The sequence below is a fragment of the Hydrocarboniclastica marina genome (assembly GCF_004851605.1).
Classification (GTDB): domain Bacteria; phylum Pseudomonadota; class Gammaproteobacteria; order Pseudomonadales; family Oleiphilaceae; genus Hydrocarboniclastica; species Hydrocarboniclastica marina.
The window spans coordinates 927,297-941,619 of the sequence record NZ_CP031093.1; the positions used below are offsets into that span (position 1 = coordinate 927,297).

The following is a 14,323-nucleotide window of genomic DNA, read 5'->3' on the forward strand; positions in this document are numbered from 1 at the left end:
TCAGTACGGTGTTCCATTGCCCGGGTACATGCCCGTTCCTGATGAGCCGACGGTTGCACCGGGGCGTGACACGTTATTACCGCGGGCGGCGTTGCTGGAGTATCCCGCAGTTGACCCAGTGGAGGAGCTGCTATGGCGGCGCTCGCCGGAGGCCCGGATAAAACGCGCAAGCAGGAAACCGGAGATAATTGCGCCGCCCAGGACCACGCCTGGCTGTTCCCGTGTATAGGTCTCCAGCCGGCTCAAAGCAGTTCGAACATCCCCGCCACGAAGGCTTTCGGAAAGGTCGTCCAGCTTGTCTGCGGCCTGTCGGGCATAACGGTCCAACGGGAAATAGCTCTGGCCTTGTACTTCGTCAGCGGTTTTGCGAAGGGCGTTGGCGATTCCCCCGAGTTCGCCCGCTGCGGCGTCCTGCTGTCGCTGGGCCTGAGCTTCGGCGGTTTTGCGCGCACTGTCGGCAAATTCGCGGGCAGCGCCGGTCACCTCGGTCTTAACCTTGGAACCGGTCTGGTTCATCTCTTGCTGAAGCTGCTCTTTTTGGCCATTGCCGCCGACGCTCTGAGTCGAACCGGATGGCGACTTGCTCTGGGCAGAGCCGGAACCTGATGCGGGAGTTGTTGAGGTTTTGCCTGCTGCCTGCGCGGCATCCCGGGTGCTTGGGTTAGGCGGTACCGCCGGGTCTCCCAGCGGGGGCTGGTTGCTGGTGTTCTTTCCTGTCGGATTTAACGGATCATTGTTGCTCATAGTTCCTCCCTGACTTCCTGTTCTGGGTGTAGTTACTCCACCGTAGTAACCCTGAGTTTGTATTGCAAGCTCAGTGCCAACGGTGCCTGTGTCGCCCTTCCGCTGCCCGCGGAACCAGGGCGGGTGCGCCTTACGTGCCCCACGCCGGCACCTTTGCGGCGCTGTTGGCCTGTTGGTGCGCTTCGCAAAGGCGGAAAAATTTACCGCAAACTGTAAAAACTACGGGTATGGGATGCAGGCAAGGCTATCGGCCGCCGAGGATCATGGCACCCTGGCCAGCCAGAGGCACACCGTAGCGTTCCAGCAAAGCCTGTATCTCTTCCTTACGCTGGTAAATCACTTCATTGAGTTGTCGTTTGAGCTCCGGATTGGTTTTCTGGACGCCCATAACGATGGCGTATTGGAACAGCATAGGCATGTACTCCAGCGTGTCGGTGATGGGGACGATGCGCAACGGAACGTCGGACTGGCTGGCATAGTAACCGGCAAGAGGGCCCCATGCCGCGGCCAGGTCAATCTCACCGGAGGCGACAGCCTTGATCAGCGCAGAGGGGGGGGACTCCTCGCGGTAATCGCCGTAGATCAGGTAGCCTTCCACGTTCTCGACAATGCCCTGCTGTCCGAGGGCGTGGGCCGGGGGCGGGTTCGTTCCATCGTCGCCTATCAGGTGCACCCCGATTCGCAAGTCATGCAGTTCAGGCGCCTGCATGGATGAAAATTCGAGGTCACGGTCGGCGCGGCTGACGAACACGTAGCTGGATCGATAGTAGGATCGGGTCGTGGCCACGCGGCCGTTTGGGGTCATTCCTAAAATGACGTCGCACTTGTCGGCGCCGAGTGTCGAGCGGAGGAAACCTCTGCGCTGGGCATGCCAGAAGTAGGAAACGGTCTTACCCAGGTCTCGTGCGACCATTTCCGCCAGCTTGTTTTCGAAGCCTTCTCCGCGCCTGTTAGAGTACGGTAAGTTGTTGGGGTCGGCGCAGACGCGCAGTTCATCCCGTTGCAGAGCCTCGGGTACCTCATGCAGGAACGGTCCGCTGGCCATGGTCACGCCCGGCAGGAACAGGCTGAAACTGAAAAGCAGCATGACCCGGCGGACAGAAACTCGACAGATGTTCACTTTACCTCCCTCTCGATAGTGCTGGTTCAGGTATGGAGAGCCCGGGCGCATGGAAAGACAAATGGCCGTATTCAGATACAAGCACTGCTAGTTCAGGTCGCATTGGCTTTCCAGCCGGTCTTCACCCAGCGTATCGAGTCTGCTTTTTTCATGGAGGAACTCCTCCAGGGGCGCCCTGGCGATCACAGCATTGGGCGTTGCCAACAAAATTGGCTGCCGTAACTGCTGGTTCCAGGTGCGAAAACTCGATGGATTCCCTTTTGCAACGTCAAGATTGAAATCGTGACCCAGCATAAACTGTCTCATAGCAGGGAAGGTTTTACGCTCGGCCCGCAACGCTGCCTGGGAGACCGCTTTTATAGCCGCCCACGCGGCCCAGGTTTCACTATTCATGCGGCGTGGCGGGGCAAGGGCCTCAAACCGGTGCTGCAGCTGCGGCGCACCATGGCGGTACCAGCTCCAGTGCCACGCCCGGGGTGTCAGGCCGGCGGTGCCGACAACGGGGCGGGGCAGTTGGGTCTGATAAGGGACATAGCGGTCAAACTCACCGGATTCGTCAGCCACGAACGCGACATCGTAATCAGCATCGCCCGTAAGTAACGCGATATTGTTTTGGCTTCGGTCGCGGGGATTCTTGCTTAGTTTGAAGGCGCGCTGCCCGACAATGTTGGCGCCGAACTTCTTGGCGGAGGCAGTGAGCGCCTTGGCGAGCTGAGCATCTGCCGGCCTCTCGCCCTTCAGTATGAGGATATCCTTCCACTTGCGGCTCACCAGATGTTGAACCAGGGCGTCAGTGAGCATGCGGCGGCTGGGATAGACATGCGCTATGTTGGCGCGGCATCTCTCCCCCCTGATGCTGTCGTCGGCGCTGGAAATATTGAGCAGCAGCAGTGGCCACTCGGATACGGCAGCAGCGAGTTGGCTGAGCGTATCAGCGGGCAGGTCGGTCAGAACAAAGGAAACACCGTCATCTCTCCATTGCCTCAGTGTCTCCACCAGCTCGTCCACGGACGAGCCCGATTTTTTTACAAGCTGAAATTCGACGCCGATAACGTTTCCCAGCATCCGGGCGTCTTCAATACCCAGTTCTGCCCCGGCATAGGGACGACCCAGCGTCCGAAACTCTATCCCGGTATACGCATTGTCGTGTTGATATCGCGGGTCGTTGTCGATCTCGACATAACCGACAACAATCGGCTGGTTAGCTGCTGCGAGGACCCCTGTAGACCCGGTGAGCCCCAGCAACAGGGCCAGACAGACGGCCAGGCCGAAGCGCCAGTGCATCCTTTCTCTCATCAGCACTCCTGTCAGTCATCGATCACGACGGTATGAGGCACACGCCCGGTTGGAATCGACTTTACAGCGCTGCGGCTTTCTACATCGACAACGGTTGTGTCGTCGCTAAGGCCGTTAGCCACGTACAGGAACTGTCCGTCTTTACTTGCCGCGACGCCCCAGGCTCGGCTGCCGACCAGTACATAGTCCAGTACTTCCCTGGTGTCTGCGTCGACAAAGGCGACGTGGTTGGCGCGTCCCAGCGTGACGTACATCGTTTTGCCATCCGCAGACAGGTCCAGGCCGACCGGTGTGACTTCCGAAGGGCGAAACCCAGGTGGCACCATGGGAAGCTGATGGAGCAGCTCCAGGTTTTCGGTATCGATAATGGATACCTGTCCCGCTAGCTCGTCGGTTACCCAAAGCTCGCTGTGGTCCTGGTTCATCTCGAAACGTCGGGGCCGTGTACCGACGACGATGTTCTTCTCTACCTTGCCTGTTGCTGTGTCAACGACATGCACCATGTCGGCTATCTCCGATGTCACGAATAGCCGGGCACCGTCCTGTGTCAGCAAGACGCCCTCGGGCTCCGGGCCCGTGGTAATTTCCGCCAGCGTCTCATTGGTTTCCATGTCGATCTGACGAACGATCGAGCTCTCTTCCTCTGACACATACAGTGACTCGCCGTCTGGACTGATGGCAAAGACCTCGGGGCTTCGCCCTGTCTCTATCCGATCAATAACCTCAAGCTTCGCCACATCAATGACCTCAATGACGTCGTCATCACCGCAGGCTACATACAGCCGCTCATGACTCTGATCAAAATGCATGTCCCGGGGCCGATTGCAGGTGTCGATGGTACGGATCACTTCGTGACCCTTGGAGGGGTCGAGGACGGCTACGGTGTGTGAGCGTTCGTGGCTGACGAAAACATAGCCTGTGCCGGCGGCCAGACTTTGACCCGCAAAGCAAAAAAAGCAGAAAAGGAGAACAGTAACCCGGGCCAGAAGGCCCGGTACGACAGACGGAAAGGTAAGGGCTGGCAGCACAAGCGCCGCTAAACGCCGGTTCATCTGGGGATCCTTTTAATGCTGGAGCTCAGTGGCATAGTAGTCTGGCAGCTGCCGTTGGTTTTCAGCCCGTGTGTTGCGGGTTTCCTGCAGGGCGCAGTAGAAGTCGATCAACGTTGCACCCGCCACAAAGGCAGTTGCGGCGCCAGCCAGCTTACGCTGAGGGTTCTTTGCGCTGAGTTCTGGCGCAAGGGTGGCCATGTCCAGCAAGTCTCCCGCGACACGTCCCCAGATCCAGGGCATGGGGTTTTCCGAGGCCAGTATGCCAATGCCGGTGCCTATCTCGCGCAGCCCGTAGACCTGGAAGATACGTCCATCGCCGCCAGTGCCGAGTTTCTCGCTGAGTTGCCGGTTGGTCAGAAGCTCGACTGCGCCCAGACCGATCGACATCCAGCCGAGTGCGCGGGCAAGAGTATGACTCTGCCGGGGGCCGGAGAATGTATCGGAATGAAGCGAGTCGTATGATGAGTTGTGCATGGGATAACCTCCTTCCTTGGTGGATTGCTGTCAGTTTGAGGCTAACCCAAGACGTTAATAATTGGAACCTTATGGGCTGCAGGTGGCATATACAGGAGGGCAGCGCCTTCAGGAGACGCAGCCAGTCGACACCGTACAGGCCGGTGGGCAGCGGGAAATATTTCGCACACTTTGAAAATTGTTCAACTGAGTACTCTCCCCGGCGCCCGATGCTGGGCAGAATGTGTAAGAAAATCGTCGGGTCTTTGTTATTTAAGCTTTTGATAATATTAAGTAAATTTGCCCGTAACCCCGCCTCATCGCGACTTGGCATCTGCCTTGCAAATTCACGCTAGACGTCTGACGTCGACTGTCTGGCAGCTAAAGCGTCTGCCCGGCTTGCAAGGAAATTAAAACACTATAGGGAGGTGTCCCGTTATGGCGACCAACAGTAAAAGCGACCGTACGGAAAATCGTGGCTTTGCTTCAATGGATCAGAAGCGGCAGAGGGAGATTGCCAGCAAAGGCGGCAAGGCGGCCCATGCAAGTGGAAACGCCCACGAGTTTTCATCTGAGGAAGCCCGTAAGGCGGGCCAGGAAGCTCATCGCAGAGGTACAGCACACGAGTTCAACTCTGAGGAGGCGCGCAAAGCCGGACAGAAGGGTGGCAAGGTTGCCCATGAGCGCGGCTCTGCTCACGAGTTTGACTCAGAGGAGGCCCGCAAGGCGGGTCGTAAAGGCGGGCAGAACAGCCGTGGCGGACGTAGCAAGTGACATTTGCTCACTAGCCCAGACATAACTGCAACCTGCTGACCAAGCGAGCCCGATTCACTCGGGTTTCGCTTGTTTCTGTGTCGGGCTGAAACGGGTCAACCCGTGATGGAGCTGTTGCTCTGACTGACCGGCTAACCTCCTCTAGCGGCCAGACCTTTGCCGCCGATCGCGCCTGTGGGCTTCTTCGAGGACAATGCAGTCAAGCTGACAGCGCGGCCCCAGGAAAGGCCGCGCCCGGATTGTTATCGCAATCGGTTAAGCCAGCTGCTGATTTTACCGTACAGCCACTCTCTTAATTTTTGCTGCCAGGGGCGTCGCGCCCATAATTCAGGGTCTATCTCTGCACTAGCCAGGAAATTGCGTTCGAATAGCTCAGCGACTTCACAGGCAAACGCGCGATCCTCCACCTCCTGGTTAGCTTCCAGATTCCACTGCAGACTCCAGTGGTCGAAGTTACAGGACCCAATAGTCGTCCAGTCATCAACCACGCAGAATTTGGCGTGTATGAAGTTCGGCTGGAATTCAAAGATGCGTATGCCCGCCTCCAGCAGCCGCGTGTAGAAGCGCTGTCCCGCGAACTGCACGCCCGGATGGTCATTGTTGCGGCTGACGGGAAGCAGAATTCGTACGTCGACGCCGCGCCGGGCAGCGCCTACCAGCCTTCGGCGCAGGCCCCGGGTCGGCGCGAAATAGGGTGTGCAGAGCCAGAGCCGGTGCCGGGCTGATGAGGTACGTTGATGCAGGGAACGGCGAATAGCTTGGTGTCTGTACCCGCGAGCCCAGATTACCCGACCGCGCATGCCAGGCGTGAACTCGGCGACGGGCGGGGAGGCCTGTTCGACGATCTGCTGAGCTACGGGGTATTTTCCTTGCGCCGCGGTTGAATCCCAGAGGCGGGAAAACAGGCGGATCCAGTCCTTCACCACGGGGCCTTCCGCCTGAATCGCCACTTCATACCAGGCATCAATAAACTTGTCCACAAGGCAAAAGCCGCCGGTGAACGCCAGTGTGTGATCAACCACCACTAACTTCCGGTGGTCGCGGGTGAGGTTGTTGCTAAGACTGTCCCAGCGCAGCGGGTTGAAGTAGCGTACGAATACCCCCGCGCCGGTCAATTTTTCCACATCCCTACGCTTGAGACCTTGCGAGCCATACCCGTCCAGAAGCACCAGAACAATAACGCCGCGATCTGCGGCACGAACCAGGGCATCGATGAAAAGACCCGACAGGCGACCGGATTCGACCAGGTACTGCTCGACCAGCAGCGTGTGTTGTGCGGTGGCGATAGCCTTGAGTATTACGGGAATGAATCGCTTGCCTTCCGGTAGAAGTCTGAACCGGTTTGCGCTACGCCAGACTTCGCGCATCCGTACTCCTCATCAATTTGTCCCGGCTAACAGTCAGCGGACCGTTATTGCAGCGAGCGCCGCATCAACCTGCTCGTGACATACCCTAATGCGACTGCCATGGCCCCGGCAAGTAGTGTTCTGTTGTGGTAGAGCCGGGGGCGTTCGCCGTATACCCCCTTGGACGCGGGAATACTCTGGAAAAGCGCGCCGTCTGAAGCCGGACTTTCATTGGCCCGGCTCAGGAGCGACTCCATTGTCCGGGCTGCGGCATTTCGACCGAGACGGGGCGCCGTGCTGTGGGCGATTCTCGCCATTGTCGAGAGTGCCCCTACCGGCATTTTCTCTTGCGGCTTCTTCGCAAGTCCCACAATCGCCCGGGCTACCTTGAAAGGGTCCGCGGCCCAAGGCGTACTCTTGACCGCGTGGCCGGAATAGTTTGCCCCATGAGTCTCAAGTCCAGGCGTATTGATAAACGATGGGAAGACGTCACAGATGTGGATATGCGGCCAGGAGCGCAACTCGCCTTTGAGCGCGTCCGAGAATCCGGCCAGGCCATACTTGCTGGCGCTGTATGCGGCCGCGTAGGGGGCGGGCATCCAGGCGCCAAAGGAAATATTGTTGATCAACATGCCCTGGCCCTGCCTTTTGAAAATCGGCAGAGCCGTATGAGCGCCATGCATGTAGCCTAAAAGGTTCGTGCGGATGACCTGGTCGTGCACAGCCATAGGCGTTTCACAGTACCCGCCGACTGCGCCCACGCCGGCGTTGTTAACCCAGATGTCGAGTTTGCCACCGTAGGTCAGCAAGGCCTGCTCGGCAAGGTACGCCACCGCCGCTGCGTTGGTTACATCCGTGGGTACGACCATTGCCTTCCCGCCAGCCATGGAACAGGCCGCGGCTACCTCCGCCAACGCGTCGGCGTCGCGCGCCGCGAGCGCCAGACAGGCACCCTCTGCCGCAAAGGCTTCTGCTGTGGCGCGTCCGATGCCGCTGCTGGCACCGGTGATAACGACTACTTTTCCTTCCAGTTCTCGCTTGTGCATGGCAGACCTCCTGTCCTGTATGCGTTTGGTTAGTCGTGCTCAGGGTTTCTCCCCGAGGTTGTCGGCGACATAGGCGCCTCGTTCGCCCATGGGCAGGTCGAAACCCGTGGTGCTGTCTTCACGGGTCTGGTGTTCCATTTCAGCGTTCAGCTCAGCCCCCAGCAAAAAAATATAAGCCGTCAGGTAGAACCAGAATAGGAGAATGATAACGGCCCCGACTGAGCCGTACATTTCGTTGTAGTTGCCGAAGCTCGTCACATACCAGGAAAACAGCCCTGAGGAAATTAACCACAAAACCACGGCAAGTGTCGCCCCCGGCGCCAACCAACGCCATTTCGCGGGAGTTCTGTCCGGGCAATATCGGTAAAGCATTGAAAGTGCCAGCACAGCTACGACGCCAAGGAGAGGCCAGCGCAGGAAGTTAAGCGCGATTTCGGCGACCCGGCCGAGGCCGAGAAATGACAGGACGACCGGCACTGCGGCTATAAGTGCGAGCGAAAAGATAAAAAAGATGATAAGTACGAGTGTCAGAAGAAAAGTGAAGGCTGCCTGTCTGACGAAGCTGCGTTGGTCTTCCTCTTCGTAGACAATGTTGAGTGCGACAGTCATGGCGCTCGTGCCCTGGCGCGCGCTCCACAGGGCTATGAGTAGGCTCAGGGCTGCGCTGAAACCAAGGGCAGAGTTCGAGCCACTGGTCAGTTGACGGGTTTGCTGCGTCAGAAGTTCACGGGCGTCGCCCGGTAGAATTCCAGCCAGGGATGAAATCTGTTGCTGAGCCTCGGCGGGATCGAAAACCAGGCCGTAAATTGAAAGGAACGCGGCCACCATGGGGAATATGGCCAGGAGGAAATAGAAGGCAACCCCGGCAGCGATGAGGCCGATGTTGTCTTCTGACAGCTCCTGTTTGACACGCAGAAGAATGTCGCGCCATCCAGCCCGGTCGAACTGCCGTGGTCCTGTGGCCAACCGGCCTCGGTGACTCGCTGAAGTGTCATTCATGTTGGCGCTCCTTTGCCATGTTGGTTCGGCATTTAACAGCTAGACAGTCCCAGACCTCTCCTCCCGGGCGCTCTGTTTCAGCCCATCATCTACGTTTACCGTACCAAAAAAATGCGGCTACGAAGTCAGTGCGTGACTGACCTCGCGCCGCATTTTCGGTCAGGCTGTGTCTGGGACACTGCCCGTGTCCGCCCTCGCCAATGGCGCGGGCGGCGCCGGTTATCGGCCGCCGTGGCTGTTCTGGCCGCCTTTTCTACCGGCTTCGCTCGCTTCTTTGGAGTCGAACTCGTGCGCGGTGCCACGCTCGTGGGCTACCTGGCCGCCTTTCTTACCGGCCTCACGGGCTTCGTCAGAGCTGAACTCATGGGCGGTGCCGCGCTCATGGGCTACCTGTCCGCCTTTTTGTCCTGCTTGCTGAGCTTCTTTGGAATCGAATTCGTGGGCATTGCCGCTTTCGTGTGCAGCCTTGCCGCCTTTGCTTGCGATTTCTTCCTGCTTCTGCTTGTCCATGCCAGCGAAACCACGATTGTCATTGCGATCGTTAGCCATACTGAACTCTCCTTTGCTCAATTGCTTTGTGTCGGTCTATCTCATCCTTGAAAGGTTATCGCTTTCCCTAACCGACATCTTCAAGCTATCAGCCCCGGGTTCATCTGGCCAATTACCGTGCATTAACCAGAATCTGCTTATAAAACAGACGGATACTCATCTGCGCTGTAAGCTTCGAGACGGTCAAAAAGTAGTGCCTGCGAGCAATCCGACCGCGCTAGTCTGCCCGAATCACGCGCAGCAATTTCCCTTCGTGACTATCGGTTAAGAGGTACAGCGCACCCTCGGGGCCGGGCTGCACATCACGAAACCTCGCATTGAGCTCGGTGAAAAGCGTTTCCACATCATTGGCGCCTCGTTCAGACAATGTAATCCTGTGGACGCCCATGCCTTTCAGGGCTGAAACGAGAATGCTGCCGCGCCATGCCGGAAACAGTTCGGCGTCGTAATAGCTCATGCCTGAAGGTGCTATGGACGGGGTCCAGTGGAGAAGGGGATCCTGAAACGCTGGCAGGCTACTGTAGGGAGAGATCTGATCTCCAGAATACTCTACGCCATAACTGACGATAGGCCAGCCGTAATTGGCCCCAGGTTTTACAGCGTTGAGCTCGTCTCCGCCCTGGGCACCGTTGTCGTGAAGTAGCAGTTGCTGGCTTGGCGAATGCCAGAGGATCCCGAGTGGGTTGCGATGGCCCAGGCTGTAGATTTCCGGACGAGCGTTTTCAGTCTTCAGGAAGGGGTTGTCCGCGGGTACCGTACCGTCCTGATTGAGCCGGATGACCTTGCCAAGGTGGTTACTCAGGCCCTGCGATTTCTCACGGTAGTCATAGAAGTCGCCAACGGTTAGTGTCAGGGTGCCGTCCGGGAGAAAGGCCATGCGCCCGCCATATTGTCGGCTGCCGTCGAGCATGGGCTCGGCCTTGAACAATGTCTCAACCCTTTCCAGGGCAGGTCGTTCGCCGCCGTCGGGCGGAAAGAAAGCGCTTGCCAGGCATAAACCATGTGCCTTGTCTGAGCCGCAGATAAAACTGAAAAACAGTCGGCGACTGCGCTCGAAGTCCGGCGCCAAGGCAAGATCCAGAAGCTGCGAAAACGCCTCATCGAGAACAACAGGAAGCCCGGCCACAGGGTTGGTCAGCATCCGACCGTCGGCCGAGACTACGCGTAAGCGGCCGGGCCGCTCCGTAACCAGCATGCCCCCTTCAGGGAGAAAGGCCAGTGACCAGGGGTACTCAAGCCCCTGTGCCAGTGTCTCGACCTGATAAATCTCAGCCTCGGCCCCCTGGGGTTTGGATGCTGTCGGGTCTGACGTCGGTTTCTGGCCAGCGAGCGCGGCCGAGAAGACGAGGGCAGTCAGCAATCCCAGAAATGCATGTGTTTGAGGCCTCATGGCAACCCTCGCGGATGTAAAGTGCTTGACGTCTGAGTGCACGAAGCTGTCACACGGAACTGTCACACGGAACTCCCTCACGGAACCCTCACCCGGAACTCTTACCCGCAACTCTTACCTGGAACTGGCGCATGAGCTGGCGGCGAACGAGCGCTGCCGGGTCCGGCGACTGCGTCTATTGAAGCGGTGCTGCTGTGTTTGTACCACACTTTTTGGCGTGCTCACGGATTATCTGAGCGAGCCGTTGCAGGCCAGGACCGGCCGAGTCTTCATCGGTATAGATCAAGTACAGGGTCCCCCAGCGTTCGGCGCCGCGAACCAACGGTAGGGGTTTCAGGTGGCCCTCGTTGAGCTCATCCCGGATGACATCTTCGGCGAACCAGGCGAATCCCAACCCCATGGTAGCTGCCCGGATCGATGTCGCCTTGTGGCTTACTGTCCAACGCTGCTCAGCGACTTCCCAGGCCCCGGGACGCGAACGGCGCGTGCCGCTATCCCGGATGATGAGGTGGCGGTGGTCTCGCAGATCTTCCAGGCTGAGGTCGCGGTTTAGCTGGTGCAACGGGTGGTGAGGTGCAGCTACGGCGACAAATCGCGTCTGCAGCAACGGGTCGCCGACAAAACCGTCGGGCACAGCAGATGCGACCGCCAGGTCGACCCGGCCCTCCTGGAGCAGTTCATCGGTGCCCCCGAGCACTGATTCGTAAAGCTCAATGCGTGTCTGGGGGTGTTCAGCGGCGAATTTGTCCAGGCACGTAAGCAGAAGCCAGGTAGGAAACAGGATTTCAACGGCAATGCCCAGTACGGGCTCCCAACCGGCGGCCAGCCCGGACGCCGTGCGTTCAATACGCTCAGCTTCGGCGACCAGGGCTTTGCCGCGACGGTATAGCACACGTCCTGCGGGGGTCAGTACGGCCTTGCGGCCCTCGATGGTGAACAGCGGTACGCCGAGAGCCTCCTCAATGCGGGCGACAGCGTAGCTGATTGTGGACTGGGTCTTATGGATCTGCTCTGCCGCCTGGGCATAGCCGCCTGAGTCAACCACAGCCACCAGGGCGCGCCACTGTTCCAGGGAAATCCTTGGGCTGGCCATATATCGATTCCTTGAATTGCTTTCGGCGATACATTGCGCTTTTTAATCGCTTCTATCAATCGTTTAATGGGCTTTGGCCGCAGGCCTACCCACACCAGAACGATTCAGGAGAAGCCCCATGACAACGATCCTCCAACTGAACAGCAGCGTCTTCAGTGACTCTGGCACGTCCTCCAGCTTGGCCGACACCTTCGTTCAGCAATGGTATCGGCGTGAGCCGGATGCTCTGCTAATACGCCGGGATCTTGCCAGCGATTCGATACCTCACCTCACCGCCGAAACCTTTGCCGCTGCGGGAATGCCCCCGCAAGAGCGCACCCCAGCCCAGGCGAATGCCGCGCTATTGGCCGACACGCTGGTAGCCGAGGTGCTCCGGGCCGACATCCTTGTCATCGGGCTGCCAGTGTACAACTTCAATTTACCTTCTACGTTGAAGGCCTGGTTCGATCATGTGGCAAGGGCAGGGACCACCTTTCGCTACGGCAGCGACGGGCCGGAGGGGTTATTGCCGATCAAGCATGCCTACATCTTCACGGCGAGCGGCGGTCGCTACGCCGGCGGTCCGGCCGATTTTCAGGCACCCTACCTCAAACACATGCTCGGGTTTCTGGGGATCAACAACGTCACCTTCACCTATGCCGAAGGTCTGTCGATGGGCGATGCCGGGCGCGAGAGTGCTGTTGCGCGGGCCGAAGAACAGATCGAGGTGCTCCTCAGCGCGTGACGACCGGGCTACCAGCCATAAGGGGCGGCTGGCTAGTCGACCACTGGATCGGCAGTGACGTGGCGCTCGGTGCCGATTTGCGTCGCAGTAGCGGTTCTGGGGTCAAAAAGCGCGACGGCGATGTCGTCTTTGCTTTGTCGCTTGATGGCATACATGAGCTGGTCCGCTGCCCGTACGGCGATTTCCGCCGAGGCCGGGACGTGCAGAAAGGTGACGGCACCTACGCTGCAGGTCACGCGTTGGTTATCTGAACGGTTGATCTCCAGCAAAGCCCGTTTCAGGGGGCGAAGGACCTTCCGGGCGCCCTCCAGGTCGGTGCCAGGCATCAACAAGGCAAATTCATCACCGCCAAGCCGGGCTACGGTATCGCTGGCGCGCGATGTGTTGCGCAACGCCGCGGCAACAGCGGCCAGGATGCGGTCGCCCTCATCATGGCCCAGCTGGTCGTTGATTTTCTTGAAATCGTCCAGATCAATGTATGCCAGGGTCAGGTGGCCCTTGTGTCGCCGTGCCAGGGCCAGGCTGTATTGCAGCTGTTCCCTGAATGCCCGCAGGTTTAGGGTCGCCGTCAGCGGGTCGGTACGGGCAAGCTGTTGCTCGGCGGTTAAAAAGCTGCGGACCTTGGATATCAGTAATGCATTGGTGAGAAAGAAGCCGAGCCGGACCAGCGCATTCCAGACAGGTATTGCGGGGTGGGAGCGGGGCGCGCCGGAGATAATGTCTGCGAGGTACCAGATAAGACATGCCAGAAGCGCGATCACGATGCCCTTCCTGCGGCTTGAATACCAGGCGGCCATCGCCACCGGCCCGATGTAAAAAACAGCGATCGAGACTTCACTGCTGCCGGCAGCGTCGATAACGCCCAGTATCAGCACGCCCAGCACAGCCAGCAGAAAAACCTCCCGGTCGGTCAGGCGTGTAAAGATCCGGTCCAGTTTCGCAAGCATGGAACCTGTACCTCGATAGCTGGGGGCCGCTGAAAGCTTATGGTTTTCAGACGAGGACGAGATAGCGGCAACGTCGATGAAAATCAGAAAATGAACAGACGCTTAGCATAACGAAACCGCGGTCTCGCGCACATCAGGTTTCAGCATGGTAACTGGAAATAAAGCAGGCAAAAGGTGACGTTTAAAATAGAGAACGAAGCCTATGTGGAGGGCCCACCATGAAAAAAGCCAGTCTGTTGTTAACGGGGATCGCCTGCCTCGCCACCTCAGGTATTGCAACTGTTCTTGCTGATAAAGCGACCACGTCTCCCGGTTCAGAAACAGTTCGTGGTCAGGGCGGTGCAATCACGGATATGGATGAAGTCGGAAACGAAAATTACCATCGTGGCCGGGGCGGCGAAAAGTTTTCTGGCCTGGACATCAACAATGATGGTTTTCTGAACGCCCAGGAGCTAAGCGCTTATGGCGCCTCGAGCGCAGGCCAGGACCTGTCCGGCCCAGCACTTGTCGAGCGGCTCGATCAGAATAACGACGACGTGATTACGCCCCAGGAGTTCCAGTCTGGCGATAGCACCACGAAGTAGTCGGACCCCGGTCGCATACCGGGGGCAGGGCGCCCGCCCGGACATTGGTATATACAGAGCTAATGGCCTTGTGGCTGGCTTTCTGAACTGAAAGTCCATACCAGGTCACAAGCTGGGGTCGCTCGTTGGAGCCAGGAGGGGGCCGCAAGTTCGGCCAGTTCCCGCCGGTCATGGGCACAGAAAACCGTAAGCTCATAGCCGGCGGG

15 protein-coding genes are annotated in these 14,323 nt (G+C 58.6%); 3 read left to right on the plus strand and 12 right to left on the minus strand.

The window, feature by feature from the left end; translation table 11 throughout:
• The 5 genes from soil367_RS04230 to soil367_RS04250 all read right to left on the minus strand — a co-directional run bounded on the left by soil367_RS04230 (nucleotide 1) and on the right by soil367_RS04250 (nucleotide 4,686).
• Nucleotides 1–744, minus strand: coding sequence for a hypothetical protein (locus soil367_RS04230; RefSeq protein ID WP_136547216.1), 744 nt, complete (start codon nucleotides 742–744; stop codon nucleotides 1–3).
• A 244-nt stretch (nucleotides 745–988) separates the two neighbouring features.
• Nucleotides 989–1,864, minus strand: a complete 876-nt coding sequence (locus soil367_RS04235) for a substrate-binding domain-containing protein (protein WP_216642771.1) — start codon at nucleotides 1,862–1,864, stop codon at nucleotides 989–991.
• Between the two features lie 87 nt (nucleotides 1,865–1,951).
• Nucleotides 1,952–3,160 carry an ABC transporter substrate-binding protein gene (locus soil367_RS04240; RefSeq protein WP_136547218.1) on the minus strand — a complete coding sequence of 403 codons (1,209 nt, stop codon included), beginning with the start codon at nucleotides 3,158–3,160 and terminating at the stop codon, nucleotides 1,952–1,954.
• Nucleotides 3,161–3,171: 11 nt separating this feature from the next.
• Nucleotides 3,172–4,212: a PQQ-dependent catabolism-associated beta-propeller protein gene (locus soil367_RS04245; protein ID WP_136547220.1), complete on the minus strand. Its 1,041-nt coding sequence runs from the start codon at nucleotides 4,210–4,212 to the stop codon at nucleotides 3,172–3,174.
• A 12-nt stretch (nucleotides 4,213–4,224) separates the two neighbouring features.
• Nucleotides 4,225–4,686 carry a hypothetical protein gene (locus soil367_RS04250; protein WP_216642772.1) on the minus strand — a complete coding sequence of 154 codons (462 nt, stop codon included), beginning with the start codon at nucleotides 4,684–4,686 and terminating at the stop codon, nucleotides 4,225–4,227.
• Nucleotides 4,687–5,103: 417 nt separating this feature from the next.
• On the opposite strand from soil367_RS04250, the gene soil367_RS04255 reads away from it, so the two are divergent.
• Complete coding sequence (locus soil367_RS04255; RefSeq protein ID WP_136547222.1) at nucleotides 5,104–5,439, plus strand: KGG domain-containing protein; 336 nt, start codon at nucleotides 5,104–5,106, stop codon at nucleotides 5,437–5,439.
• 242 nt (nucleotides 5,440–5,681) lie between these two features.
• On the opposite strand, the gene soil367_RS04260 is transcribed toward soil367_RS04255, so the two are convergent.
• From soil367_RS04260 to soil367_RS04285, 6 genes are all read right to left on the minus strand, one after another.
• Complete coding sequence (locus soil367_RS04260; RefSeq protein ID WP_136547224.1) at nucleotides 5,682–6,806, minus strand: phospholipase D-like domain-containing protein; 1,125 nt, start codon at nucleotides 6,804–6,806, stop codon at nucleotides 5,682–5,684.
• A gap of 44 nt (nucleotides 6,807–6,850) precedes the next feature.
• Nucleotides 6,851–7,831 carry an SDR family oxidoreductase gene (locus soil367_RS04265; RefSeq protein WP_136547226.1) on the minus strand — a complete coding sequence of 327 codons (981 nt, stop codon included), beginning with the start codon at nucleotides 7,829–7,831 and terminating at the stop codon, nucleotides 6,851–6,853.
• Between the two features lie 39 nt (nucleotides 7,832–7,870).
• Nucleotides 7,871–8,830, minus strand: a complete 960-nt coding sequence (locus soil367_RS04270; protein ID WP_136547228.1) for a YihY/virulence factor BrkB family protein — start codon at nucleotides 8,828–8,830, stop codon at nucleotides 7,871–7,873.
• 219 nt (nucleotides 8,831–9,049) lie between these two features.
• Nucleotides 9,050–9,379 carry a KGG domain-containing protein gene (locus soil367_RS19145; protein WP_136547231.1) on the minus strand — a complete coding sequence of 110 codons (330 nt, stop codon included), beginning with the start codon at nucleotides 9,377–9,379 and terminating at the stop codon, nucleotides 9,050–9,052.
• A gap of 217 nt (nucleotides 9,380–9,596) precedes the next feature.
• Nucleotides 9,597–10,769, minus strand: coding sequence for a PQQ-dependent sugar dehydrogenase (locus soil367_RS04280; protein WP_136547234.1), 1,173 nt, complete (start codon nucleotides 10,767–10,769; stop codon nucleotides 9,597–9,599).
• Between the two features lie 175 nt (nucleotides 10,770–10,944).
• Nucleotides 10,945–11,862, minus strand: coding sequence for a LysR family transcriptional regulator (locus tag soil367_RS04285; protein WP_136547236.1), 918 nt, complete (start codon nucleotides 11,860–11,862; stop codon nucleotides 10,945–10,947).
• Nucleotides 11,863–11,980: 118 nt separating this feature from the next.
• On the opposite strand from soil367_RS04285, the gene soil367_RS04290 reads away from it, so the two are divergent.
• Entirely contained in the window at nucleotides 11,981–12,586 is a 606-nt protein-coding gene (locus soil367_RS04290) for an FMN-dependent NADH-azoreductase (protein ID WP_136547238.1), read from the plus strand.
• A 32-nt stretch (nucleotides 12,587–12,618) separates the two neighbouring features.
• Here soil367_RS04290 and soil367_RS04295 read toward each other — a convergent pair whose 3' ends face one another.
• Nucleotides 12,619–13,533 carry a GGDEF domain-containing protein gene (locus tag soil367_RS04295; RefSeq protein ID WP_136547241.1) on the minus strand — a complete coding sequence of 305 codons (915 nt, stop codon included), beginning with the start codon at nucleotides 13,531–13,533 and terminating at the stop codon, nucleotides 12,619–12,621.
• 218 nt (nucleotides 13,534–13,751) lie between these two features.
• On the opposite strand from soil367_RS04295, the gene soil367_RS04300 reads away from it, so the two are divergent.
• Nucleotides 13,752–14,117: a hypothetical protein gene (locus soil367_RS04300; protein WP_136547243.1), complete on the plus strand. Its 366-nt coding sequence runs from the start codon at nucleotides 13,752–13,754 to the stop codon at nucleotides 14,115–14,117.
• Nucleotides 14,118–14,323 lie beyond the last annotated feature (206 nt).

What these genes read in the sequence shown, in the direction of transcription:
- soil367_RS04230 (WP_136547216.1), bottom strand. Translation starts at nt 744, where the DNA reads ATGAGCAACAATGATCCGTTAAATCCGACAGGAAAGAACACCAGCAAC.
- soil367_RS04240 (WP_136547218.1), bottom strand. Translation starts at nt 3,160, where the DNA reads ATGAGAGAAAGGATGCACTGGCGCTTCGGCCTGGCCGTCTGTCTGGCC.
- soil367_RS04245 (WP_136547220.1), bottom strand. Translation starts at nt 4,212, where the DNA reads ATGAACCGGCGTTTAGCGGCGCTTGTGCTGCCAGCCCTTACCTTTCCG.
- soil367_RS04250 (WP_216642772.1), bottom strand. Translation starts at nt 4,686, where the DNA reads ATGCACAACTCATCATACGACTCGCTTCATTCCGATACATTCTCCGGC.
- soil367_RS04255 (WP_136547222.1), top strand. Translation starts at nt 5,104, where the DNA reads ATGGCGACCAACAGTAAAAGCGACCGTACGGAAAATCGTGGCTTTGCT.
- soil367_RS04260 (WP_136547224.1), bottom strand. Translation starts at nt 6,806, where the DNA reads ATGCGCGAAGTCTGGCGTAGCGCAAACCGGTTCAGACTTCTACCGGAA.
- soil367_RS04265 (WP_136547226.1), bottom strand. Translation starts at nt 7,831, where the DNA reads ATGCACAAGCGAGAACTGGAAGGAAAAGTAGTCGTTATCACCGGTGCC.
- soil367_RS04270 (WP_136547228.1), bottom strand. Translation starts at nt 8,830, where the DNA reads ATGAATGACACTTCAGCGAGTCACCGAGGCCGGTTGGCCACAGGACCA.
- soil367_RS19145 (WP_136547231.1), bottom strand. Translation starts at nt 9,379, where the DNA reads ATGGCTAACGATCGCAATGACAATCGTGGTTTCGCTGGCATGGACAAG.
- soil367_RS04280 (WP_136547234.1), bottom strand. Translation starts at nt 10,769, where the DNA reads ATGAGGCCTCAAACACATGCATTTCTGGGATTGCTGACTGCCCTCGTC.
- soil367_RS04285 (WP_136547236.1), bottom strand. Translation starts at nt 11,862, where the DNA reads ATGGCCAGCCCAAGGATTTCCCTGGAACAGTGGCGCGCCCTGGTGGCT.
- soil367_RS04290 (WP_136547238.1), top strand. Translation starts at nt 11,981, where the DNA reads ATGACAACGATCCTCCAACTGAACAGCAGCGTCTTCAGTGACTCTGGC.
- soil367_RS04295 (WP_136547241.1), bottom strand. Translation starts at nt 13,533, where the DNA reads ATGCTTGCGAAACTGGACCGGATCTTTACACGCCTGACCGACCGGGAG.
- soil367_RS04300 (WP_136547243.1), top strand. Translation starts at nt 13,752, where the DNA reads ATGAAAAAAGCCAGTCTGTTGTTAACGGGGATCGCCTGCCTCGCCACC.